The 24,719-nt window shown below is 58.8% G+C and carries 20 protein-coding genes, 1 tRNA gene and 1 other RNA gene; 5 read left to right on the top strand and 17 right to left on the bottom strand.

Annotated elements, in window-relative coordinates; all coding sequences use genetic code 11:
* Positions 1–31 precede the first annotated feature (31 nt).
* Positions 32–487: a prepilin peptidase gene (locus tag J3U87_RS19795; RefSeq protein WP_237377508.1), complete on the top strand. Its 456-nt coding sequence runs from the start codon at positions 32–34 to the stop codon at positions 485–487.
* Here J3U87_RS19795 and J3U87_RS19790 read toward each other — a convergent pair.
* The 10 genes from J3U87_RS19790 to J3U87_RS19745 all read right to left on the bottom strand — a co-directional run bounded on the left by J3U87_RS19790 (position 455) and on the right by J3U87_RS19745 (position 6,794).
* On the bottom strand, positions 455–1,294 hold the full coding sequence (locus J3U87_RS19790; RefSeq protein WP_237377507.1) for a TIGR00282 family metallophosphoesterase: 840 nt from the start codon (positions 1,292–1,294) through the stop codon (positions 455–457). The two genes, J3U87_RS19795 and J3U87_RS19790, sit on opposite strands and share 33 nt — an antisense overlap.
* A gap of 113 nt (positions 1,295–1,407) precedes the next feature.
* Positions 1,408–1,590: non-coding RNA, 6S RNA (gene ssrS, locus J3U87_RS19785), on the bottom strand.
* A complete protein-coding gene (locus J3U87_RS19780) occupies positions 1,577–1,894 on the bottom strand; it encodes a cell division protein ZapA (protein WP_237377506.1) in 318 nt (105 codons plus the stop codon). The genes ssrS and J3U87_RS19780 overlap by 14 nt, the downstream gene beginning before the upstream one ends.
* Entirely contained in the window at positions 1,891–2,166 is a 276-nt protein-coding gene (locus J3U87_RS19775; RefSeq protein ID WP_237377505.1) for a hypothetical protein, read from the bottom strand. Before J3U87_RS19775 ends, J3U87_RS19780 begins: the two co-directional genes overlap by 4 nt.
* 44 nt (positions 2,167–2,210) lie before the next feature.
* Positions 2,211–4,241 (bottom strand): phenylalanine--tRNA ligase subunit beta, encoded by a 2,031-nt coding sequence (gene pheT / locus J3U87_RS19770; RefSeq protein WP_237377504.1) that lies wholly within the window; start codon positions 4,239–4,241, stop codon positions 2,211–2,213.
* A gap of 3 nt (positions 4,242–4,244) precedes the next feature.
* Positions 4,245–5,270 (bottom strand): phenylalanine--tRNA ligase subunit alpha, encoded by a 1,026-nt coding sequence (gene pheS / locus J3U87_RS19765; protein ID WP_237377503.1) that lies wholly within the window; start codon positions 5,268–5,270, stop codon positions 4,245–4,247.
* Between the two features lie 166 nt (positions 5,271–5,436).
* Positions 5,437–5,793: a 50S ribosomal protein L20 gene (gene rplT / locus J3U87_RS19760; RefSeq protein ID WP_237377502.1), complete on the bottom strand. Its 357-nt coding sequence runs from the start codon at positions 5,791–5,793 to the stop codon at positions 5,437–5,439.
* Between the two features lie 30 nt (positions 5,794–5,823).
* The gene (gene rpmI / locus J3U87_RS19755; RefSeq protein ID WP_237377501.1) at positions 5,824–6,021 is read right to left on the bottom strand and encodes a 50S ribosomal protein L35; all 198 of its coding nucleotides are present in this window, start codon (positions 6,019–6,021) and stop codon (positions 5,824–5,826) included.
* A gap of 41 nt (positions 6,022–6,062) precedes the next feature.
* Positions 6,063–6,659, bottom strand: a complete 597-nt coding sequence (infC, locus tag J3U87_RS19750) for a translation initiation factor IF-3 (RefSeq protein ID WP_237377500.1) — start codon at positions 6,657–6,659, stop codon at positions 6,063–6,065.
* 60 nt (positions 6,660–6,719) lie between these two features.
* Positions 6,720–6,794: transfer RNA gene (locus J3U87_RS19745), tRNA-Val, on the bottom strand.
* 428 nt (positions 6,795–7,222) lie between these two features.
* Between J3U87_RS19745 and prfB the strand changes: the two genes are divergently transcribed.
* Positions 7,223–8,338: a peptide chain release factor 2 gene (gene prfB, locus J3U87_RS19740; protein ID WP_420038314.1), complete on the top strand. Its 1,116-nt coding sequence runs from the start codon at positions 7,223–7,225 to the stop codon at positions 8,336–8,338.
* A 96-nt stretch (positions 8,339–8,434) separates the two neighbouring features.
* Here the strand turns inward: prfB and J3U87_RS19735 are convergent, their stop codons facing one another.
* The gene (locus J3U87_RS19735; RefSeq protein ID WP_237377498.1) at positions 8,435–10,972 is read right to left on the bottom strand and encodes a hypothetical protein; all 2,538 of its coding nucleotides are present in this window, start codon (positions 10,970–10,972) and stop codon (positions 8,435–8,437) included.
* Positions 10,973–11,379: 407 nt separating this feature from the next.
* Complete coding sequence (locus tag J3U87_RS19730; protein ID WP_237377497.1) at positions 11,380–13,953, bottom strand: M14 family zinc carboxypeptidase; 2,574 nt, start codon at positions 13,951–13,953, stop codon at positions 11,380–11,382.
* Positions 13,954–14,806: 853 nt separating this feature from the next.
* Here J3U87_RS19730 and J3U87_RS19725 point away from each other — a divergent pair.
* The gene (locus tag J3U87_RS19725; RefSeq protein WP_237377496.1) at positions 14,807–15,748 is read left to right on the top strand and encodes a type 1 periplasmic-binding domain-containing protein; all 942 of its coding nucleotides are present in this window, start codon (positions 14,807–14,809) and stop codon (positions 15,746–15,748) included.
* Between the two features lie 68 nt (positions 15,749–15,816).
* Positions 15,817–17,058, top strand: coding sequence for an NAD(P)H-dependent glycerol-3-phosphate dehydrogenase (locus tag J3U87_RS19720; protein ID WP_337249535.1), 1,242 nt, complete (start codon positions 15,817–15,819; stop codon positions 17,056–17,058).
* 303 nt (positions 17,059–17,361) lie between these two features.
* On the opposite strand, the gene J3U87_RS19715 is transcribed toward J3U87_RS19720, so the two are convergent.
* Positions 17,362–18,240, bottom strand: a complete 879-nt coding sequence (locus tag J3U87_RS19715; RefSeq protein WP_237377494.1) for a GumC domain-containing protein — start codon at positions 18,238–18,240, stop codon at positions 17,362–17,364.
* 520 nt (positions 18,241–18,760) lie between these two features.
* Between J3U87_RS19715 and J3U87_RS19710 the strand changes: the two genes are divergently transcribed.
* On the top strand, positions 18,761–20,038 hold the full coding sequence (locus J3U87_RS19710; protein WP_237377493.1) for an O-antigen polymerase: 1,278 nt from the start codon (positions 18,761–18,763) through the stop codon (positions 20,036–20,038).
* Here the strand turns inward: J3U87_RS19710 and J3U87_RS19705 are convergent, their stop codons facing one another.
* The 4 genes from J3U87_RS19705 to J3U87_RS19690 form a co-directional block, all read right to left on the bottom strand.
* The gene (locus tag J3U87_RS19705; protein ID WP_237377492.1) at positions 20,039–21,559 is read right to left on the bottom strand and encodes a sensor histidine kinase; all 1,521 of its coding nucleotides are present in this window, start codon (positions 21,557–21,559) and stop codon (positions 20,039–20,041) included. It abuts the gene before it with no gap.
* A 193-nt stretch (positions 21,560–21,752) separates the two neighbouring features.
* Positions 21,753–22,820 (bottom strand): glycoside hydrolase family 113, encoded by a 1,068-nt coding sequence (locus tag J3U87_RS19700; RefSeq protein WP_237377491.1) that lies wholly within the window; start codon positions 22,818–22,820, stop codon positions 21,753–21,755.
* A gap of 232 nt (positions 22,821–23,052) precedes the next feature.
* On the bottom strand, positions 23,053–24,234 hold the full coding sequence (gene cheB / locus J3U87_RS19695; RefSeq protein ID WP_237377490.1) for a chemotaxis-specific protein-glutamate methyltransferase CheB: 1,182 nt from the start codon (positions 24,232–24,234) through the stop codon (positions 23,053–23,055).
* Positions 24,235–24,245: 11 nt separating this feature from the next.
* Positions 24,246–24,713 (bottom strand): chemotaxis protein CheW, encoded by a 468-nt coding sequence (locus J3U87_RS19690; protein WP_237377489.1) that lies wholly within the window; start codon positions 24,711–24,713, stop codon positions 24,246–24,248.
* Positions 24,714–24,719 lie beyond the last annotated feature (6 nt).

Below are 24,719 nucleotides of genomic sequence, written 5' to 3'. Positions count from 1 at the left end.
CCGAACTATCCAAGCGAGAAACGAGGGACAGGTGTTCTTGACCGATTTCTACCATCCCCTGCTGGCCGCGTTTTTGGGTGGCTGCTTCGGGTCGTTCATCAATGTCATCCTGTATCGTTTTCCGCTGGGCAAATCGATCGTTTATCCCGGTTCGGCCTGTCCCAAATGCAACCACACCCTGGCCTGGTACGACAACGTCCCGGTTCTGGGCTGGCTCTGGCTGCTCGGCAAGTGCCGCTACTGCCGCAATCCGATCTCGATTCGGTACCCGCTGAACGAGGCGCTGTACGCCCTGATCTGCGGGCTGGCGGTCTGGTTCCATCCCCTGCACGCGTGGCCGAAAGGCCTGGGCCTGGCCATCCTCGGCCTGCACGGACTTCCGATGACGATTCTCCTGGTGCAGCATCGCCGGGCCCCCTGGTACCTGATCGTGGGGAGCCTGGCCGGTTCGATCCTATACCTGCTCGGCCACTTTGAGCTGCTTTAGCGATTCGGCACAGGCGAAGATCCCCTCGATCGCGGTGCACTTGCCGGTGGCCACGTCCAAATCCATGATGCTCCCGCCCAAGCGAGGGTCGTCCTTGGCCACCTCGAACCGCGACCGGTTCTGAGTCAGGAACCCTTCGATCACCGGCTCCTTGACCATACCGATCACCGAATCGTAACTGCCGGTCATGCCCAAATCGGTCTGGTAACCGGTATGACCCTCGAGAATGCGCGCATCGGCGGTGGGCACGTGGGTATGGGTTCCCCAGACCGCGGATGCACGACCCGCCAGATACCACCCCATGGCTCCCTTCTCGGAGGTCGCCTCGGCGTGGAAGTCCACCAACACCAGCGGGGTCTCCTCCAACAATTCCGGCAAGACCCGATCGGCCGCCCGAAAGGGACAGTCGTAGGAACGCATGAAGGTGCGGCCGATGAGATTGAGAACCCCCAGACGCACACCGCCGGCCACGGTATACACGCCGTACCCGCGCCCCGGCGAACCCGGCGGCCAGTTCTCCGGGACCAACATGCGCGTCGCGTCGTTCATCCAGCCTTCGGCATCCTTCTTGTCGTAGATGTGGTTCCCGGAGGTCATGATGTCGATCTCCATGCCCAGGAATTCGCGATAGGTATCGGACATCATGCCGAATCCGCCCGCCGCGTTCTCGACGTTCACGACACAGACGTCGTACTGATAGGCGGCTTTCAGAACGGGCAGCGCGCCGGCCAAAAATCGCCGTCCAGGACGGCCAACCACATCACCAACCGCGAGAACGCGGATCTCTCCGGATGCCTTTGCTTTCATGAGAACTCCTGAATGTCGTTGTCGGAAACCGAGCCGGCCCCTGAAAAGGAAAAAGGGAGGCAGATCTTTCGATCGGCCTCCCCATACATGCTGGACGCTGGTGCGTCGTAAGAAGACCCCCCGCCTAGACCGTGTGACATAAAAACCGTTGAACCTACCTCAGCAGGTGGGCACCCCCTCACGCGCCTCAGGCTTCCCTGTACAATAGGGCATGCTCACAGCTCGCGATTTAGGTTCCCAAAAACGGTTTGTTGGTTCAGCTTAGTCTTTGGCCATCACGCGTCAGGCAGGGGTAATTCTTGGCTCCTCTGCCAGGGCTTTCTCGACCATTTCAAGGAGCTTGGCACGTTCGGTATCCAAATGGCGAACGCGCTTTTCGTATTCGTTTTTCACTCTGGTTAAATCGTCTGCCAGATTCAAGGCGGTCAAAACCGCGACGCGAACCGAGTCCACCGTCTTGGTGGATCGCTCCACTTCCAGCATCTTTTCATGGACCATTCTAGCAAGATTTTCGACGTATTGCTTGTCATCTTTGGCGCGGATCAAGTAGGTCCTTCCGAAGATCTCGACGGGGATCGACTCGTTCCGACCAGTGTTCACGACAACAACTCCTGCTCCAAGGCATTGAGGCGGCTGAGCGCGCTCTCCAGCTTTTTGCGGATGGTTTTTCGCTCGTCACGCAATTGCTTGATGACGAATCGGTCTTTGTCCATTTCGTCGACCTGACGGCGCAGCCGCTGACACATGGACTCCAGTTCCCTGATGGTTCGCGCCTGATCGGCGACTTCCCGATCCATGGCGGCGTTGGCCTGCTTGAGAACCCGGTATTCACTGATCAGTTGCCGCAACCGTTGCTCGAAGGGAGACTCCATTGCAGGTTCCTGTGGATACGGTGGGGCGAATTGAAAATGAGCATTCAGATGCGAATTTCAGCGCCAAACTTCTCTTTGACGGATTCTACAACGGAATCCATGATTTTTGAAATTTCTTCGCCGGTCAAGGTTCGCTCGGGGTGTCGGAAATGAAAGCGGAAACCCAAGCTTTTCTTGCCCTTGGCGAGTGCCTTACCCTCGTAGACGTCGAACAGTTCGAGCTTCTCGAGGAACTCGAGACCGCCACCGAGAACGTGGGCCTGCACGTCGGCAAAGGAATGCAGCTTGTCCAACACGAAGGCCATGTCCTGGCGGATGGCGGGGAACTGCGGCAGTACCTTGACGTTGGGTTGGGCCACCGCGGCGTCACACAGGAAGGAGAGGTCGCATTCGGCGACGGCCAGAGGAATGTTCAGGTCCACATCGAAGGCGTCCTTTTTGCCCAGCAGATCGATCACCCCGCGATCCAGCGTACCGAAGCCGCCGACGAGTCGATCGCCCCAGTAGATGCCCAGCGACTCGCCGGCCTGCAACCAGGCCGGGGCCGGCGTCTTGAAGGCCATCTCGGTCCAGCCGAAACGCGCCTTCAGGTTCTCCAGCACGCCCTTGACGTGGTAGAAGGGGTGTTCGGTCGCCGGCTGGTACCAGGTGGCGCGCTCGCTGTCACGCATCAGGACCAAGCCCAGGTGGTGGGGTTCGGTGCCGCCGGTGTAGACGTGGCCGATCTCGAAGAGACCCAAATCGCGCATGCCGCGTTTGAGGTTTTGGGCCAGGCAGTCCAACATGTTGGGAAGCATCAGACGCCGCATCACGGCCTGCCTGATGGACATGGGGTTGCGCACGACGATCGGCTGCCCCTCGGACAGGAAGGCCCGATCGAGCACTTCCGCCTGGAAACTGTAGGTGCAGGTTTCCTGAAGCCCCATGCCGGCCAAATGGCCGCGCAGTACGTGTTCGCCCGTCAGCAGCGGGTCGGCGGCGAAATCGGAACCCCCGAAAGGCGGCAGGACCGATTCCAGCCGGGCGAACCCGGCAAAGCGGATCACTTCCTCGATGACGTCCACCTCACGCGTGACATCCACCTTGTATCCCGGCACCTGCACGCGCCAACCGGATTCGGTGGACCGTGGGCGACAGTCCATGCGCGTCAAGAGGTCGGTCACCAGGTCGGTTTCCAAGGAAATGCCCAGCAACCGGTCCAGGCGAACGCGCCGCAATTCGATGTCCTCGCGTCGGAACGGCTCCAGGTTCATGTCGACCATGCCGACGAGGCGCGCCTCGGGTTGCTCCCGAAGTAACAGGTACAGGAAGCGACGGATGACGGTATGCATGTTTTCGCGATCGATACCGCGCTCGAAACGGTGACGGGCATCGGAGTGGATCTGATTGTCGCGGCCCGTGTGCCGCACGCTGACCGGATTGAAACAGGCGAGTTCCAAGACCAGTTCGGTGGTGTTCTCGTCGACTTCGGAGTTCTCACCGCCCATGACCCCGGCAAACGCGATCGGCTTTTGGCGGTCGACGATGCACAGGCGCCCTGCGGCATCGTGGTCCTTGCCGTCCAGAGTCGTGAGACGCTCGCCGTCACGACCGAATCGAATGCCGATGAACTTGTCGGGAATTTTGGCGGCGTCGAAGGCATGGGAGGGGTGTCCGTATTCCCAAAGCAGGAAGTTGGTCAAATCGACCAGCAGATTGTGGCTGGTCTGATCGATGGACTCGAGGCGTCGTTTCAGCCAGGGCGGCGAGGGCACCGCGCGCACGTTGTCGACCTTGACCGCGATGTACTGCGGACACTGTTCGGCATCGTCCGATTCGACCGTCCAATCCTCGAGGGCCGGGATCTCGCCTTCGTAAACCGGCGGCGGCGCCAGGGTCAAACCGGCCTTGACGGCCAGTTCGCGCGCCACACCGAAGTGGTTCATGGCGTCGGGACGATTGACGGTGTATTCGATTTCGAATCCGTCACCCTCGCGCTCGGTCTCCAGGCCGGTTTCGTTGAGCAGGCGCGCCACGTCGTCGGGCGAAGGCGCCTTGTCGAGATACGATGCCAACCATTCATAATCTAAATGCATGCTTCACCCCACCTTGAATTGATCCAGGAACCGACGGTCGTTCTGATACAGGTAGCGAATGTCGGGAATGCTGTACTTCAGCATGGCCACCCGCTCGATGCCGATGCCCCAGGCGAAACCGGTCACCTTTTCGGGATCGTAACCGACCGCTTCGAACACGTTGGGATCGACCATGCCGCAACCCAGAATCTCGATCCAGGTGGTGCCCTTGCAGGTACGGCAACCGGATTCGCAGAACGGGCAGGTCACGTCGACCTCGGCACTGGGTTCGGTGAACGGGAAGTAGCTGGGACGCAGGCGAATGCGCGTACCTTCGCCAAAAATGTGCGCGGCGAAGGCCTGCAGCGAACCCTTGAGATGACTGAAAGTGATACCCTCGCCGACCACCAGGCCTTCCATCTGGTGAAATACCGGAGAGTGGGTGATGTCGTCGTCGCGGCGGAACACGCGGCCCGGGGCCACCATGCGGAAGGGCGGCTGATGGGTCTGCATGTAGCGGATCTGGGTCCCGGAGGTCTGGGTCCGCAGCAACAGGTCGTTGCTGGGGTCTTCGATGTAATAGGTATCGGCGTCATCACGGGCCGGGTGTGCGGCCGGCGTGTTCAACGCCTCGAAATTGTAGAAATTGGTTTCGATTTCGGGCCCCTCGGCCACGTCGTACCCCATGCGCACAAAAAAATCGGTCATGGCCTGCATCGTCAGCGTCACCGGGTGCAGTCCACCCAAGTCCGGCGCGACGCCCGGGAGACTGAGGTCCAGTTTGGGAGCCTTGCCGGCCCGATCGCTCGGCTTGCGCTCCTTGATGATGCGCTCGACTTCTTTTTTGAAAACATTGAGGTCCTTGCCCAGGCGCGGCTTCAACTCGCGCGGGGCCTCGCGCAGGGCGGTCAGAAGGCGTGTCATCATGCCGTTCTTCTTGCCCAGGTATTCGATCCTCAATGCTTCCCATTCGTCGGCGGAACCGGCTTCCGCGGTGCGCGCGCGGAAGGACTCGAGAGATTGCTCCAAATTCCACGTCGAAAGATCCATGACCTACACCTTTCTCGTCGCGCCGCGGCGGATGCGAAGGCCGAAGCGGGGCGGCGACAGAGTAATGGGGTACAAGATATACCACAAAGCAAAAAAGGGAAAGCCGGCATTTGAACCGGCTTTCCCCCGATGAACTTTAGATTGAAATGGCTGGACGCCAAAAGGCCTAAGCGCTGGCTTGCTTGGCCTTTTGAACCAACTGGCTAAACCCCTGAGGGTCACGAACGGCGATGTCGGCAAGAACCTTCCGGTCCAAAATGATGCCGGCCTTCTTGAGACCATTCATGAAAGAGGAGTAAGTCGATTGATTCAACCGGGCGGCAGCATTGATGCGCTGGATCCACAGTTTGCGGAAGTCGCGCTTCTTTCTGCGCCGATCACGGTAGGCGAACACGAGAGCCCGATCCGCAGCTTCACGAGCGTAGCGGTACAGGTTCTTTTTAAAACCAAAGAAGCCTTTGGTAATTTTCAAATATCTTTTGCGTTTGATTCGCCGTTTGTTTCCTCTTTTGACACGAGACATGTGACAGGTGCTCCTACGTTATTGAATGGGTCAGGCGTGCGGCAGCATGGCTACCACGCGCTTGGCGTCGCTTTTGTCGACCAAGCCGGCCTTGCCCAGGTTCCGTTTTTGTTTGGCGCTCTTTTTGGTCAAGATATGGTTCTTGAACGCCTTTTTCCGTTTAATCTTACCGCTGCCGGTGAAGCTAAAACGCTTCGCGGCGCCACGATGGGTCTTCAGCTTAGGCACGACATCGCCCCTTCTACAGAAAATCGTTGGTTATCGTTCGTTTACTTGCCAGGTTGATCGGAGACTTCGCGACTCTTTTCGTCTGCTTTACCCTTGGGAGCCTTGCCTTTGGTAAGCGCTTCCTGGCCGACGACGATCATCGCCATTTGGTTCCCTTCCATGGAAGGGTGCTTTTCGACTTGAATGATGTCCTGGGTCTCTTCCAAGACACGGCCCAGCAAACGGGCACCCAGTTCACGGTGCGCCATTTCCCGCCCTCGAAAATGCACAAAAACGCGAACCTTGTCGCCTTGCCCTATGAACTTTCGAATGTGGCGGACTTTCGTCTGAAAATCGTGCTCGTCGATCCGAGGCCGGAACTTGACCTCTTTGACCTGAACGTGTTTCTGCTTAACCTTGGCGTCTTTTGCCTTTTTGCTCTGCTGGAACTTGTACTTACCGAAGTTCATGATCTTGCACACGGGCGGATCACTGTTCGGCGCGATCTCCACCAGATCCAAACCTTCCTCGGCGGCCAGACTCAACGCTTCCCGGACGTTCATGATACCCGCTTGATCGCCGTCGGATTTGATAACCCGAACTACATTGGCCCGGATGGCCTCGTTGACGCGCTGAGTATCTTTCGTATTCCTTCTCAAAAAACCTCCAAATGAAGCGCGGGAACTAGCCTTGCGAAGTTGGCTGACGCCACGAGAGAATGGTAGACACGGGCGGATTTGAACCGCCGACCCCTACCGTGTCAAGGTAGTGCTCTACCCCTGAGCTACGTGTCTACAACCCCCGCGTTCGCGAGACATTGAAAACTACCACTAGGCCTAAATCGAAGTCAAGGAAGATTTAGAACTTTTTTTCACCCGATTCTCACCGGGCGAAAACCCGTTCCCATCATCCCAAACCACGTGGACCCTGCGCTTCTTGCTCCAATAAAAATTCAGCCTGGGCGGACGCCGAATCGAGATCACTTTCATGAAAATCAGTACGCGCGCACGCCCTCACGCATCGTGAGAGGACCATCCCTTTCGCGCCAGCAGGGCTGCAACCGGGGTTCGTGCGCGGATCTCCACGCGGTTCTCGAATGTCATCGCTAGGCCTCGGTCTATTATAATAGAACTTCTCGGCCGGTGTGGGCCTCGGTTGCGATCGAGAAGTAAACAGGATATAGTTTCGAGCCGAATTTTGTTCCGGAGGATTTCGATGTTGGATACGCTTTTACAGAAACTGGACGCGCAACAGGCGCGCGCAAATCGCATTCGGAGTTATCTTTGACCTCCCTGGCAACGCCAGGAAGTTGATGGAACTGGAATCCCTTTCCGCCGATCCCGATTTTTGGAACGATCAAGACAAGGCACAAGCCGTTCTCAAACAACGCAACGCCATTCAACAGGATATCGATCTCGCCAAAAAGTTCGAAACCATTACCGACGACATCGAAGTTCACCAGGAACTCATGAAAGAGGGCGAGGACGTCACCGAAGAATTCGAAAGCCTGCTCACCGAGTACTACGAGCTCATCGAGCAGAACGAATTGAAGATGATGCTTTCCGGCGACTACGACGACGCCGCGGCCATCTTGGAGATCCACCCCGGCGCGGGCGGTACCGAGAGCCAGGATTGGGCCAGCATGCTGTATCGCATGTACACCCGCTTTTGCGAGAAGTCGGGTTTCAAGGTCGAGATCCTGAACTACCTCGACGGCGAGGAAGCCGGCCTCAAATCGGCCATGATTCGCGTCGACGGTCGCTTCGCCTACGGCTTCCTCAAGGCGGAGTCGGGTGTGCACCGTCTGGTCCGCATTTCGCCCTTCGATGCCAGCAAGCGCCGCCACACCTCCTTCACCAGCGTGCACGTGACACCGGAGATCGAGGAAGACACCGACATCGACATCGATGAAAAAGACCTGCGCATCGACGTGTACCGCTCCTCGGGTGCCGGTGGCCAGCACGTCAACACGACCGATTCGGCCGTCCGCATCACGCACTTGCCGTCCGGTATCGTGGTTTCCTGCCAAAACGAGCGCTCGCAGCACAAGAACAAAGCCACGGCGATGAAGGTACTTCGCTCCCGCCTGGCCGAGATCCAGCGCCTGGAGCACCAGGAAACAGTGCGTAACAGTGCGGCGGAAAAGAAGGACATCGCCTTCGGCAGTCAAATCCGCAGCTATGTGCTGCACCCCTACCGCATGGTGAAAGACCACCGCACGAACGAGGAATCGCCCGCCCCCGACAAGGTGCTCGAGGGCAACCTGCAGGATTTCATTCGCGCCTACTTGCTTTCGGAAACCGCCAAGGAAAAAACCGACGAGGGACTTGCGGTTTAACCTGAATCAAAACTGCCGGGTGCCGGCATCGACCGGCTCCCGTTTTCGTCCATCGTCGCAACTCGGGCTGGGATCGTGTAGTGGAAGCTACCTAACTCATCGCAACAAATCGCCGACGACGAAGACGTCGACCTCTTCCATGGTCTGGACGATGCCCTCCGGTAGATCGGCCCGGTGCGCCAAGGCGTCGAAGCGCGATTCGTAGACGCCCCAGCACACGTAATAACAGGCCCGTCCATTGAAGTCCCGCGGCAAGAGGTACAGATCGTCGTTACCCGCGGCCAGGCGCATCGCATTCTCGACGGTTTCCTCTTGGCAGGCGAGATAGAGGCGCAGGGTGTATTTTCCGCGCTGGCGCTCGCGCTCGGTTCGGGCGTTCGCGGCCATGGCGGCAAAACGCGATGAAGCGCCGGGAGAAGCGGCAGGCTGGCTCGGCGGCTCGGTTGCGGCCGACGCACCGGCGGGGGCGACGCTCCCACTGGTGTTGCGCTCGGATTTTCGGCTGGAGGACGCATCGGCCTTGCGCCGGGAGGCGTCGGTCACCGTCGCCGTCACGGGTGGCTTGGTAACGGAGGCCGGTTGAGGGGTCACCATTTCCCGAGCTTTTTGATCGCCCCTCTCCAAAAGCGCCTGCCATTCATCGCCTGGCGGCGGTTCCACTAGGTGGGGGCTGGGTTCGGGCAAGGAAGGCAACAGAAAATCCAGAAGGCCTGCGGGTAAGGCGGAAGCGGCATCGGCCATCCCTGCTCCGCCAGGCACGGGCTTACCGGTCTTGGGGTCCCAACCGCTGGCGACGGGACTGAAGAACCGTTTCTCGGGCGGTGCCTCGGCCACGGGCGCCGGTTCTTCCCGATCCTGGGGCGGTTGCGGATCGTCTTTGACGACTTCCGCCACCGTCGTTTCCGCAACGGGTTCCGGTTTGGGTTCGGGCGTCAATTCAGGCGGTGCTTCCGTTTTGGCGGCTACCACCGGCGCCGATTCCTCGGGTTCCTCCACTTTCTTCTCAGCTACGGGCTCGGGCGGTTTGGCGCTGTCGTCGCTCTCAGGTGCATGCGCCACCTTGGCGTCGGGCTGAGTTTCTTCACTGGCGCTGGGATCTTTATCCGTGCTTTCCGATTCGCTCACATCCGCCGCGTCGGGATCCGACTCATCGCCAGGGGACGCATCGAGCATGGCCAAGTCCTCGCTTTCATCCACCTCTACTGGATCCGTTCGGGGGAGCAGCACATCCAGGTAACCGCGGGTGTAGGCCAACGCCAAGCCACCCAGAAACAACGCGACAAGCGCCACCAGCATACGCCGCCGATAGGCTCGATCGTCGACTTCGTCGGTTCCTTCCGCTTCCTCGAACCCTTCCTCGTTGGTATCGTCCTCGACTTCCTCTTCGGCTCTTTGAATGGGAACGTCCGCCGCCTCGTCGTCCATGCCCATCGGATGGGCCATCTTTTCCAGTTCTTTTTCGAGGATGTCGCTGGTCAATTCGCCCAAATCATCCAAACCGGTTTCTTCTTCGCCGCCGAACGCACTCTCCGGTTCTTCCTGCTGCAGATCCGCAACTTCGCCGGGCTCTTCCTCGCCCTCCGCGGGCTCGTCCTCTTCGAACGCCGCCAATTCGGCTTCGTCATCCAGCGCATTCAGCGCCTCGTCCACATCTTCTTCGCTGTCGTCTCCGAAAATGCTTTCCGGCTGAGGCGTCCCCAAAGACGCTCTCGATATTTCGACGGTGGGATCCATGCCGGGAATCGGCTCGACCTTTTCGTCCGAGTCGCCCGTTTTCTGGAAAACCGACATCTCCATGGTTTCGTCCATGCTCGCCTGGCCGAGCATTTCCACCTTTTGGCTGTGATCGAGCGCATCCTGCAACTCGTCGGCGAAGCCCTCCACGTTGCCGGAATCACCGTCTTCCAGATCCTCTTCGCCGGCTTCGACCTCCACTTCGATATAGTTGAGGAACTTGAGTGCATAAAGGAATTTGAGCAGCATGAAATCATCGATATCGGTCTCGAAGGCAAGTTGATTGCCGTCCATTTCCCCGTCGATCAGACCGAAAACCTGCTGTGCGAAATCCGCGACCTTGACCTTTTCGAAATTGATGGGTTTGTCGGGATTCGTTTGGGGTATGAAGCTCAAATCGTCGCCGAATTGACGGGAGATCCAGCCGCGATCGGTGAGTTCGAGCAGGGCGCGAATGAAGTCGCCGGGGAAATCGAGAGGCAGGCTCACCACCCCTTCGGGCAGGTCGCCTTCCTTGACGGCGAAGCTACCCGTGGAGGCACAGACAATGCCGGAGAAGATACGAAAAACCTGATATTTGGCTCCCTCGACGAGTTCCTGTTGGGTGATCAGCCCCATCTCGACCAGATTACGTCCGATCGAAATATCTTCGCGGAAGTTGGCCTCGACCGACTCGTACTGTTCCTGGGTGAAGCGCTCCTGGTCGATGAGCACCCTGGGCAATTTGTCTTCGGGATCTTCGGAGGTCGAGAACAAAACACGGCCGTCCCGAACGAACAACTCTTTGGGATAACCCTTGACCTCACAGGAAACCACGCCCGTCACGCCGCGCTCCCAAACGTCGCGCATCACCGACTGTAACTGGTAGTTCTCAAATGGTTGTAAGGCAGAATCGGCCATGAATCACCTGGAGATCTCGCTTTCGCAAAGCGCTGGAGCGGAAAGAAGGAATGAATTTGCTCGAGTAACTATTTGAGCGATACGCGAAGAATGGAGTGGTTTCATCAAAATCAAATAAATCTTCGAAGGGAAGCGGCGGGAGACGCCTGGCGCTCGACGGTCCAGACCCTCGGACCACAAACGGCCACATGACCCACACAGGCGGTTCAACCGACCCCTCTACCAAAGTGGAGACCATCGTCCCATCACCCACTCCAAGCAGCGAGGCGGAAGTACCGTCGGGAAAAGCGCCTCGTCGGTTCAATGGCTTGTCGGCATTTTGACACAATACCTGAGACCTTAACCAGGCGGCGGCGCCATGGCCCCCGCCGATCGGGCCGCATGGAGGCGACATCGATCATCGCGGTTCACTGGCCCAGGACCTTGCTGCTGAAAAACAGGCTGTTGAGCACGATTTTTTGGGCACCGCGCCAGAAGCCCCGAAAGGTGGGATTATCCATAATCACGACGACCAGGCCCTTTCCGGCTTGGCGTGTGGTCAACGCCGGCGTGCCCGCGATCCGATTCAAATTCTCGGTCGACGCGTACCCACTGACGAGCGGCGCCGCGTCGTAGCGAATCGGGCTGCTGAACGGATTGTCGTCGGCTTCGAGGACCAGGGTGTGATCGCGGAACAGCGCCACATCGGGTCGTTGGAAACCGAATCCCAGTGGATGGCTCAAATCCAGGGTTCCGCCAAAAATGGTTCCCGCGATGCGCTGTTCGGCCAGGAACCCGGCTCGATCGCCCCAGGGTCTGGGTACCACCGGCTCGCGGGACGACCCGTTCTCCAAGATCGAATTGCGATCGCTCACCTTGAGCGGAACCCACTTGGTGGAAACCAGTTGGCGAACCGCACCGGCTATGGAAATGACGACCCCGCCTTCGTTGAGCCAGGTGCGAATGCGGGACTGGGTCAGATCGGGCAGGCAATCGCGACAGCCGTCGGGTAGGATCAGGTGTGTCATTCGCGACCAATCCAATTTCGCCAGGCGATCGCTCTCCACGAGATGGACCCGAAAGCCCAATTCGTGATCGAGCAGATGCCACAGTTCTCCAGCGCTGTTGGGAAACACTTTCGAGCCGACCACCAGAACGATCTCCGGCAATTTCAGATGCGTGAAACTCGGGCTGCCCAAATCGATGCCCTCGGCCGTCAGACCGGAAGAGACGGCGTCGATGCGCACGGCCTGATGCTGCGCCGCACGCCGCAACAGCGTCTCGATGCGTTCTCGCGACACCGACTGTGAACCCAACGGCACCATCAGGGTGCCCGGCTCGAAGGCTCGCCGGCCATCCTGAACCCGCGCTTGAAACGATTTGCCAGCGGACCAGACGGCAACCCCGGCATCCAGAAGATCATAGGCCAGGGCAGGCGCGAAATAGCCCTTCCAATCGACGAGGTAGGCGTACACTTCCTGACTGTTGCGAAACGCACCGGCAGGTAAGCCTTTGCTGGACTTGGGATCGCCCAGCAACTGTTTCGAAAAGGCGGCGGTATCCAGCGGCAGGTAAGGCAGGCCGAACGCATTGGGAAAATTCCAGGCCGTGATGTCGTAGAACGATCGGTCCTTGAACTCGGTTCGCGTTTCGAAGATCGATTGAATCAACCGGAACTGGGGTTGTTCGGTGGGCACCACGTAGCCGCTGTCGATGACCACGTTGCCGCCCCGCACACTGCGCGCGAGTGGGAACACCTGAATACGATGGGCCCGCAACACGTCGGCCATCATCCAGGCACGCGCGGGATCTCCATCGTCACCAAACACATAGGCCTTGATCGCACTCTTCTTGGCCAAGGCGAGTGACTCGAGGTGACTGTCTCGTTGGTACCGCACCAGTAATTCCCGATTCTCCAACGCACCCGCAAGTGTGGAGAGCGAGGTGGTGAGATGGTTGCGAATCGCCTCGGGAAACGAAAGTGTGCCGTCGAACCGCTCCTTGAGATGGCCACGGGCGCTGGCCTGTTCGAACAGAATACCCACGGCCCCCTGGATATCGGGGTAGGTCGACCCCTTGCCGAAAAAGAAATCGTCGAAGAACTGCTCGCTGAAATACAGTTCGCCAAGCTGATCCAGCGCATTGGCATGGTAACGCGCGATGCGGCGGGTCAATTGTAAATTGGTTTCCGAGGTGAGCGGGTTCTGACGCGACGGCACACCGGGCTGGAAGAAATAGGTGGAACCGCTGCCCATCTCGTGGAAATCCGCGAGAACGTTCGGCTGCCATTTTTGGTAGAAATCGACCCTCGCCTTGGATTCCGGTTGCTGCAACAGCAGCCAGTCGCGATTCAAGTCGAACCAGTAATGGTTGGTCCGCCCCCTGGGCCAGGCCTCCTGATGTTCTCGGGAATCCCGCAGCGCACTCAATTGGCGTCCGCGGTGGGTGTTCACCCAGGAGGTGAAACGACCCAATCCATCGGGATTGAGCGAGGGATCCAGCAGAATGATGGTGTTGCGCAGCAGCGGATCGATATCCTGGGCCGCGGCAAGGTGATAGGCGGTGAGCAAGGCCGCGTTGCTGCCACTGGCCTCGTTGCCGTGAATGCTGTAACAAAGCCACACCACCACCGGAAACTGGGACGCGGACCGGGCCGCTTCACCCGTCTCGATCCATTTCAGGCGCTCGCGGCGCAGCTCGTCGACCTTGGCGAGATTGTCGGGATGGGAAATCATCAACTGAACCAGTTCGCGTCGCTCGTGGGTCGTGCCGATGGTTTCCATTTCAATTCTCGAAGAATGGCGAGCCAGCAGCCGCAAGTATCCCAAAAGTTGATCGTGGCGCACGTGCCACTCGCCCACCTGATACCCCAAATAGGATTCGGGCGTGGGGACCTTCGGATCGTAGCGATCGACATGTGGCAGGTAATAGGTCAAATCCAAAGCGGGCGCGGCAAAGGCCATTCCCAACCAACAAAAACTCACAAGCAACAAACATTTCATAAAAATCAAAACCTTTCGGTAATTCCTCACCACCAACGCCAGGAATGGCACGCGTCCAAGGCGTGCCCTCACGCCAATTGACTGGGTTTCCCGGAATCAGCCACGCTCGCGACACTGTTCCCTATCGACCGCGAGTATCGGATTCCTTGAATCGCCGACCCATCGGTTGCGAATGGTCTGGGCGTGACAGGATCCTCGCGGCCATCCGGTTTTGCAAGACCTGGGATTGCTGCGCGAATCGAGATCGAACCAACACCGGAACGACAGCGGGAAACCACCTGACGCTAAGCATATAGGATGTTGCCTTACATAGTATAGTACCCATCCGAAAACCCAGGTGTTTCGACGAAGAGCGCCTGAAACCTGCCTCGGACGGTGCACCACGCAATCGAATCGCAACCGACGTGATTTTCCGAAGCCCGCGCGATGGCGATGCACGCCACCGTACCCCTGGTTTCGTGATCGAAATGACCCACTCGAACGAGCTCGCTCGGCCCTGGCCGAACCCTCCGTTCGGTCGATTCGAAAGGGTCGGCCAAGAAGAGAACCGATCGCACCGAGCCCCTGAAGATCGAGCCGTCTCATCCATCGATAAGTTCACGCGAAATGAAACACAAGTGGACCTGTCAACAAGCGCCAAAGATGGATAAAATATACCGGGGTTCGCAAGAATACCCACTCCCCAAAGAGCCACCGCGACACGAAAATAACTCTTTCGTTTCCAGGCGCCTGAAAACACCCTTCATCCCCATGAAAGTGGTATTTTCGGTTAAAGGTTTCCTCATTCATTTCCGAAACCAACTTCAAGCACTTCGTCCTTTTGCCAACAACGGTTTCAAACTCAGAGGTTTACTTGCTCACATTGCTATTCCTCGTAGCCCTCGAGCCGACCAAAGTCCTGGTCGTTCGTACGAGCACGCCCACCTATGAAGCATTTGATTCAGCCTTCACCAGGGAACTGACTTACGAGTATGAAAACTTCGACATTCAAAGCCTCAAAGTGAAACGCAAACACGGATTTCAGGAATTCACGGACCAACTGAGGTCCATGAACCCGCAAGTGCTCATTCTCGTGGATCGGTGGTCGGTGGCCCTCTATCGCTCATACCTGCGCCAGTACCCACCCACCAATACCGATCAACCGGCCGTGATCCTTCTGTTCAACGTACGCCTGGACCAGGACATGACCATGGTGCCCAATGCCACCGGTATTCGGTACAACATACCGGCCATCACCGGCATTACCAATTTGCGCAGTATCACGCCCGGTATCGATCGCGTCGGGGTCATCTACCGCCCTCTCTGGGAATGGCGGTTTTTGGAGGAAGCCAAACTCAGCGAGCGCGAAGGGGTCAAGTTGATCGGCGTGCGGGTCGCCAAGGACCCCACCAACTCCGAACTCCGGCAAGCCTTCAAAAAGCTGAAAAAGCTCGACGTTCAGGCGCTCTGGATCTTCAACGACGCGAGAATCCTCAAACCGGATCAGATCCGCGATATTTGGCACCCTCTATCGCGGCGGTTTCGTTGGCCGGTCGTGGTGGGTGTCGAGAATTTGGCCACCAAGGTGCGCCTGGGTCACCTGGCGGTCTACCCGGATGTGGAGGGGCTGGGCATTCAGACGGCCAGCATGGTCGTCGAGTTGGAAGAGAGCCGCTGGGACGCCGACAAGGTCTCGATCCAACTCCCGGTTTCGGTTCGCAAGTTTTTCAACGGAAAGTACTGGCCGAAGCGTCGCCAACTCAACGTTCAGGCGCTTTCACAAGAGTTCGATGAAATCAAGAACGTGAAACGCTAGTTCGGGCCTCGTCCAGAAGCAAAAACACAGGAGCGATCGTGGTGGCCTGACCGAATCGGCCCAGGTTCATGGCGAACTCACCGACGCATGGGACCTCCTCACGGACAGATCGGATGGACAGCCACCAAACCGCGGACCATCGCGCCACCGTTCGTAGGTGCGCGCAGCGCTTCTATTTCATTGCCCGGCAGGCCGAACCTGCGGTCGGGTGGCTCTTTTGTTATACTTCGGGCGGACATTTCGAATCAGGCAACCAGCAGGCCCAGGGGGCCGGACCGAGGGGGACTATCGTGATGAAATTCGGAGTTTTGGGCGGGGGCTCATGGGGCACCGCATTGGCTATTCTTTGGGCGAAGCACGGCCACCACGTGGATCTATGGGTGCGCAACCCAGACCATGCGGCCAAGTTTCGCGAAGCCGGCGCCAACACCCGCTACCTACCGGATTACCCGTTTCCCGAAAGGCTGAACGTCACCGACGACCTGGAACACGCGGTTCACGACAACGACCTGTTGGTCATCGCGGTGCCGTTGCAGGCCTATCGATCCTTTCTGGGCCACATCGCCCCGATGCTCCGACCGGACCACAACCTCATCCTGACCTCGAAGGGGGTCGAGCTCAATACGAGTTATCTGCCCCAACAGATCGTGGACGACGTTTTGGGTGAGGATTGGGGACCGCGGTCCTTCACCCTCAGCGGCCCCAGCTTCGCCAAAGAGGTCGCGATGGACAAGCCCACGGTCGTGGTGTTGGCGGGCATGGTGGACGCATCGTTGTTGAAGCTCCAGGAAGAGCTGACCACCCCGACGTTTCGCATGTACAACAATCACGACGTCCTGGGCGTGGAACTCTGCGGCGCCTTGAAAAACGTCATCGCCATCGCCAGCGGCATGGTCATCGGGCTCGACCTGGGCAACAACTCGATGGCGGGGTTGATCACGCGCGGGCTGACGGAAATATCCCGATTGGGCGCGGCGATGGGGGCGGAGCGCGAAACGTTCGCGGGCCTGGCCGGCATGGGCGACCTGATCCTGACGTGTACGGGCAGCCTGAGTCGCAACCTGCGCGTGGGTCAATCGATCGCCAGGGGCAACAGTCTCGAAAAAACCCTGGACGACCTGGGCATGGTCGCCGAGGGTGTCCATACCTGCCGCTCGGCGCGCAAACTGGCCAAGGATCACGGCGTCGAACTGCCCATCAGCGAAGTGGTCTACCGCATTCTGTACGAGGGCCTGACTCCACCCGAGGGGTTGCGGCTGCTCATGACGCGAAGCCTGAAGTCCGAACTGGAGAGCCGCCGCCAAGATTGAGCCAGGGAACGGTCGGTGTCTCCCCATTCGCTGGCGAACATGCGAATCCCCCATCCCGGCCGAACGCGCTGCGCACTATTACCTCTCGAAACTGTGAAGCGTGAATTGCTCCGAAAAGTCGGCCGGGCCGGCTTACCTACTGCAAGTGCTAGCCCTCAAAACATGCGGGAACTCCTCGCATGGATCACTTCGAAAAGTACATCCAGCGGACGTACCTACCTGGCACGACGCATCTCTCGGCATTCGGGTACCCCGAGCAGATTCGTTTCGCCGGGATTCCTGGCTTCCGCCAAGAGTTAAACGTCAGCGGGCCTCGGCGCGCCGCTTGGCGGCGTGATACCGCGGCTTGATCTGGGTCTCGATCAGTTCCGCCAACAACGCGAGCAGGGCGCCCAACACGGCACCGGCACCGGCAGCCGTCACCAAGACCACGGCCCGGCGAGGCTTGATGTGCTCGTCGGGAATCTCCGGTTCGGCGGAAAGACGGGTATTGAAACTCTTGGTCGCGGCCTCCCCTTCCAGTTTCAGGTAGTGGCGATCCTGAATGATCTGCTTGAGGAATTCGCGCTTCTCGGAAATCGTGTAGCGCGCCAACACGTGGGAAGGCCAGGCCTGGCCCTGCTCCGGGCCGCGTAGGTTCTGCGAGGCAAAGGCCTCGTCGCGATTGATGGATTCCATGAGCTGGTCTTCGTTGACCTTGAAAAAACGCTCCATACTGCGCAACACGTTGAGCGCGTCATCGGTCAGGAATTGGTGCTCGCGAATCAACTGATCGGTGAGGGCCTTGAAAATCTCGTAGCACTTGACCGGGTCCTTGTACTCGACCGTCAACAACACGATCCCGACGTCCTCGATCTTGCGGACCTCGTTCAAGACGTGGGCTTCCACATCCTTCTGAAAGCGGTGGATGGGGATGTCGAGTTCGACACCATTGGTATCGAGGGCCTTTTTGATGAAGCTGTAGTCCTGGAGCTTCTGGGCGACGAATTCGCCTTCCTCCAAAAGGTCGGTCTGAAAACGCCCCACGTAGATGGAACCACTGAGCCGATAGGTCTTCTTCGCCACACTCAAATACACGAAAGCGCAGAGGATCACGAAAACGAACACGGCGAGCGCGTGAACTTTGCGTTTCCAAAGCACATACAGGAAATCGGCTACAGATAGGAGTTCCGGTTCTTTCATCGGGGGAGACCTTCCTCTCGCTAGTGTCCATCCAGAAACGACGGCTTTGCGCACGATTCGCGAACATCGACGCGCCGCGCAGCACCGTGAGACCTCGCAGGTCGGCCGAACGAAGATCGTTCACCACCGAATCGAGATCGAATGACTGGGACTCGAAAAAGTGCCCATCCGGCCGGCATCTCGCTGGATCCGGCAAAGACCGAGCCCAACCAGAAAAGGCACCAGAGGTCACAAAGACCTGCGATTATAACTCAATTGCGCAAGAGACCAAGTGTCGCATTTTACCGATCACCGCCGGGTCGGGCCCAAATCCATCGGGCACGGCCCACCCGGGGACCCACCTGGCGCGGGACAGGCCGACGACCGCATTTGGGCCACACGCCATGCTACAATGAGCGGTTTTCGCGCGCCGCCTCGGTGCCCGGGTCCGGAAAAGCACCCGTGGCCAGCCACCGGCGGGCAGGGTCGTCTTCGTCGATGTCTCCGAAGAACCGGCCGCGATCGCGTTCAAGGAAGTTGCATGCTGTTCATCGCATTGTTGTCGCTCGCCTTTTTGGGGCTCTTCATATCGAAGCAGTTCTTCGACGACTTTTTCACACCGCCGGCGATCTACAATTTCTTCTGGGCCTTTGCCCTGGCCATGTTGGACCTGGACCTCGTGCGCTACCATCCGGTGGGCGAAACGGCGTGGCGGGCCATCGGCCTGTCCTACGTGGCATTCATGAGCGGCACCTTGATCGTCACGGCCTATGCCTTGACCAAGACCAAATGGCTGACGGCCCCACCCAAAATCGCCCACATCGATCGGCAACGCTTCGAATGGGCGCTGTTCTTCCTGTTCGGCATGGGCATCCTGGGGTTCCTGTTCCAGCTCTACCATCTCCACGCCTCTTTCGGGCTGAGCACCTTTTTCACCGATCCCCAACGAGCGCGCGAACTCCACTCGAACGTCCGTTTCCTGGGTTATTTCAACCTGCTCAACGTGGCCAACTTCGTGCTGTCGCTGATGTACTTGACCATCTACCGCAAGCCGCGCCGCTGGATCGTGTTCATCCTGTTCTGGGCCACGGCCACGGCCTTCTTCACCACCGACCGCACCCGCTTCTTCTACATGGTGATCTGGGCCTTCTACATCTTCGTCTACTGCCAGCGAAGGGTGAACCTGTCGGCCAAATTCGTGGCCGGCGCCACGACCCTCATCATGGCCCTGTTGGGATTCTTCCTGCTGATCGCCAAGCTCTACGTCAAACAGGCCCACGACTACAACCGCCAGTTCATCAAGGTTCCGGAATTGGGGCCGCTCATCGATCCCTACATCTACCTGACCGGTAGCTTTCCGGTGCTCCAGCAATTCCTCGAGGACAAGTGGCCGCCGGCCTACGGCAAGCATACGTTCGCCCCGATGATCACCTTCATGGAGTTGGTGATTCCCAACTTCGAGAAGGCCCAACTGGTGGGCAAGTTCTACTGGGTACCGATCCACCTGAACGTCTGCACCTACCTGGAACCCTTCTACAAGGATTTCGGTTGGTACGGCATCGCCCTCGGTCCCCTCTTCGTGGGCTTTTTCAGCATGTGGGTCTACGTGACCATGCGCCAGCGCAAGAACATGTTCACGATCTACTTCGCCGGCCTGATGAGCTTCTGCGTCACCATCTCGGTCTTCATCAACTTCTACTCGCAGATCGCGACCTGGTTTTTCGTGCTCATCGGCTACCTCATCTACCGCTGGTGTTACTCGGCGGATCCCGACGAGACCTCTCACTTTCGGGAAAACATCTTCCAATGGCGGGACTGATCAGCAACCGGCCTGTTTGCGCGGGAAGTAGACCCGAAACGTAGTGCCCTTCCCCACTTCGCTGTCCACCTCGATGCGGCCGCCGTGATTGTCGATCAGGATCTTGACGATCGGCAAACCCAAACCGGTTCCCAGTTCGCCGGCCGTGCCTTTGCGCGAGGTCTTGTGGTAGCGGTCGAACAGCTCTTCCAAATCTTTTTCGGGAATGCCCACCCCGGTATCCGCCACGGTCACCACCGTTTCGCCGGGCTGCTCGGCGATGGACACCTCGATGCTGCCGCCGGAGGGGGTGAACTTGGTGGCATTGGATAGCAGGTTGTGCAGGATGCGCGTGACCGCCGTGCGATCGGCGTCGATGGGTTCCAACCGATCCGGCCGATGGAACACGAGCGACACCCCTTTGGGGAAAGCGGTGTAATTGGCGGTTTCGACACATTGATCGGCGAGTTCCACCAAATTGAGCTGGTCCATCTTGAGCGTGTACTTCTCGGACTGGATCTGCCCCACTTCCAACAAGTCGTGAATCAACGTCAGCAGGAACTGGCCCGAATTCTTGATGCGCCCGATCATGTCCTGCTGGGTCCCGTTGAGGTTCTCGGCACCCTGCAGCAGTTCGGACATGCCGAGGATCCCGGTCAAGGGCGAGCGCAGGTCGTGGGAACAAATGGAGATGAACTCGTCCTTGAGGCGATTGAGCTGCTCCAACTCCTTGACTTGTGCCTTGAGCTGCCGATTCAACAGAATCACTTCCAGGAAAACGTTCAGACGGGCGAACAGTTCTTCCTTGACCAACGGCTTGACCAAGTAGTCGGTGGCCCCTGACTTCAACAGATGCAGGGACTTGGAGCGATCCGACTCGGCGCTGAGCACGATGATCGGCAAATCCGACATAGCCAGCTCCCGGCGTACGGCGAGACACAGCGCTTCACCGTCCATCTCGGGCATGCCCATATCCGTCAGCATCATATCGACGGGATGTTCCCCGCTCTTCAGGTAGTTGAACGCCTCGAGCCCGTTGTCGGCGGTAATGACCGAGACGCCGTATTCCTCCAAATAGGCCCGCAAGATCCCCTGAACGATGCGATCGTCATCGGCGACCAGGACCGTCAGGCCTTCCATGCGCCGGTGAGGCTTGAGGATGCGGTTGACCTTGTCGAGCAATTCGCCCTTCTTGAATCCCTTGATCACGAATTCGGTGGCTCCGGCATCGAAGCCGCGCTGACGTCCTTCGAAGGTGTCGTCGCCGGTGACGAAAATGACGGGCAGGATTTGGCCCGTTTTGGGACGATGGGCCAGGTTTCCGTTCATTTCCCAGGAACGAAGGTGGGCACAAACCTGGTAGCCGTCCATGTCCGGCATGTTGACATCCAGTGTGATCAAGGAGATATCGGGCACGGAAATCAGTTGGCGCAGGGCATTGTTGCCGTCTTCGGCCTCGATGATCTGATACCCGCCGTCGGTGAGTTCACTACCGATGATCCGACGCGAAACTACATTGTCATCCACTACCAATATCTTCATGGACTCACGTTTCCCTTGGACAACCACGCCCCGCAGTCTGGGAGGTCACTCTGATTTTCTATAAGGAGGTTGATAGATCCCACCATACCAAGGCCCAGACCTCGGCGCAAGTCCTGCCGAGCGCTCCTCGCGAGACCTTTGCAAATCGCTGGGATTTTTGACGCGCCGCATGAAAGGTGATCGAAACCGGCCTTCACTCGCCGCCTCGCTCCGAAGGCCCGCCGCGTGGCCCGGATCCCAACCAAACCGATTGAATGATGGTGCGTAGACGCGCTTCGTTGAGATAGAAATTCTCACCTCCGGCCGGGCCGACAAACCATTTCCAGAGAAACACGCCGCGGAACCAGGGATAGCGTCGCCGCCAAAGAGCGGCCTCCCTACCGGCGGTCCACTCCAAGCCGATGCGCAGGCAGCGTTCCTGGAGCCCGGCCGCGGCATGACCGGACTGTTGGACGTGGTGCCACGGCTGGGCCGCGGCGCGCAGGGATCGGTTGTACCCCAGCTCTGTAAAAAAGATCGGCTTTCCGGTGGATTGATGAAATTTCTCGAGCCGGCCGAACACCTTCGTCCAGCCTTGGGCCAACGCCGCACGGTCGGGATCCTCTTCCTCGCTGAGCGGAAAATAGGCCTGGATGCCGACCAGGTCCAACGCATCCCAGAAGGGAATGCGCTCGTAGCCGTCCCAATTGGCGGCGTAGGTGAGCCGGGCCTTGGTGACGGACCGCACCGCGGCGATGATGTCGCGCCACTCGGCCTCGTAACGGCCGAACTGGTCGAGCTCGGTTCCGACCACGAAAATGTCGGCATCGGAGGTGGCCGCCGCCACGGCGACGATCCAGCGGCGGTAGGTGTCGAAGAACCGTCGGCGCTGCGATTCCTCCTCGAACGCGATCGCGCCACGCCAGGAGAAGGGACTGCCCCAGTAGGCCAGATGGGGTTTGATCATGGACTGGATCCCAAGCTCGCGTGCTTCGCGCACGGGGCGTGCGATGTAGTCCGGTGGGGCATCGGCCGGCCACTCGCGAAAGGCAACGGTACCGTCGGCGCGAATCGCCGCATAGGGATGGGTGGCCACGGCATTGGCTCCGAGCGCTACCAATCGAGGCAATTCGCGAGCGAACTGGTCCTGGCCCCAGATGCGGCCCCATCCCTGACAGGAAATCGTGATGCCGCGCAGGCTGGCGCCATCCTTCGCCGTCGTTTCGTCCATCCCCCGCAAACTCGCGACGAAAAACAGGGGCAGTAGAAGAAGGAACTTCATGGCCGTAGCGATCCTTGGTGTGCAGAGTGAAGCAGTGATGGAGCCTTGATTCTCATTATAAGCGGTCCGGCTTTGGCTCGGCCCCAAGAGGGCGCGTGCCAATCGCTGCCGGGACCTTCGTCGGAACCACGAACCCGATGGGCAACTCGATGCAGTCGGAGGTACGGCGGCCGCACGGCGTCCATCAACGGCTTCTGTGTCTTTGGGTTGTCGCCTGGCTTGCCGTATCGCCTCAGGCGCCGGATCCCGATTGCCACAGTTTGGCCCCGAGCGTTCCCGTCTGCTTGCCCAACCGCATGATGAACGGCGCGATCTGATCCAGATCGATGACTTCGTCCTGGATGCCCAGGTCTTCGACCGCCTTGGGCATTCCGTAGATGGTGCAGGTTTCCGCCGATTGCGAGGCGATGTAGTGGCCGGACTTGTGGAGAACTTCGCAGCTATCGGCACCGTCCCGCCCCATGCCGGTCATGACGATCGCGGCAATGTCACCCCGCTTGAAGAAGGGAACCACGCTGTTGAACAGGACATCCACCGAGGGCCGGCAGGAATTGACGGGCGGATTCTGGTTGGTGGCCAGGATGAAACCGAAATCCTCGTCGTTCATGACGACCATGTGGTAGCCGCCGGGTGCGATGTAGGCGGTATTGCTCTTGACCACATCGCCGTCCATGGCCTCCACCACGTCGATATCGGTTTTCTTGTTGAGGCTGTCCGCCAATGACTTGGTGAACTTGGGCGGCATGTGCTGGACGATCAGGATGGGAAAGGGCAAGGGGCCCTTGAGGGTTTCGAACACCTCGGAAAGCGCTTTGGGTCCGCCCGTGGAGACACCGATCAGGACGATTTTGGGACGCGGCAATACCAAGCGCGTGCGACGGGGCGCTGTGGGCTTCGGTGTCGGTGCCGGCGGCGGGGGCGACACTTCCGGTCGCCCGGCGGTATCGCGACGCGGTGTCCCGAAACGCGTGATGGGTGACCGTGGCGTCACGCGGGGAGGGGCTCGAAACGAGAGCCGCCGCTTGAGGTTGTTCAGGAATTGACGCAGACTTTCCACCAGAATTTTTTGATTTTCCACGAACGAGGAAGTGGCGGGCTTCAACACGAAATCGAGCGCGCCCAGTTCCAGGCACTTGATCGTGAGCTGCGCGGCCTGATCGGTCAAGCCCGAAAGCATGACCACATCGATGTGCATGCGCCGTTTGCGCAGTTCTTTCAGGGTGGCCAGCCCGTCCATCACCGGCATTTCCACATCGAGCGTGATCAGGTCGACCTCGTTGCGCTCCAGAAAATCGAGCGCCTTTTTCCCGTTGGAAACCCGACCCACCACCTCGACATCCTCGATTTCGGCGAGGCTGCGGGCAATGATGGTTCGGTAGGTGGCCATGTCCTCCACAATCAGTACACGAGGCAAAGATCACGCTCCTATGGGTATTTCAACAGCTCGGGCACATTGATGATGCCGACGAGGGAATCGTCCCGTTTCACTACTCCTTCCAAATACTTGGACACATCGACATCGATGTGGGCAGGCACCGACTCGATCTCGCTTTCGTCGCAACTGATCACATCGCCGATGCGGTCGACCATGAACCCCACCTGGTCGGTATGGGTGTCGATGCCGTGTTTTCGCGCCACATGGCTCAATTCCATGTTGGTCTTCATGATCAGGAGACTGGTTTCGTCGTGAATGTCGCGCGTCTTGTAACCCAACGCGAGGCTCATATCCAAAATCGTGACGATCTGACCGCGAAGGTTCAAGAGACCCACCAGGTGGTCGGCCGCAAGGGGAACGGCGGTGAACCGACTGCTGTAGTTGATCTCTTTGATACCCAGAATGTTGATGCCGTAGATCCCGTCGGCGATCGAGAATGTCATGAATTGTTTTTCCATTCCTAC

Source organism: Sulfidibacter corallicola, from assembly GCF_017498545.1.
GTDB lineage: Bacteria > Acidobacteriota > Holophagae > Acanthopleuribacterales > Acanthopleuribacteraceae > Sulfidibacter > Sulfidibacter corallicola.
This window is presented reverse-complemented; position numbering and strand designations above follow the sequence as displayed.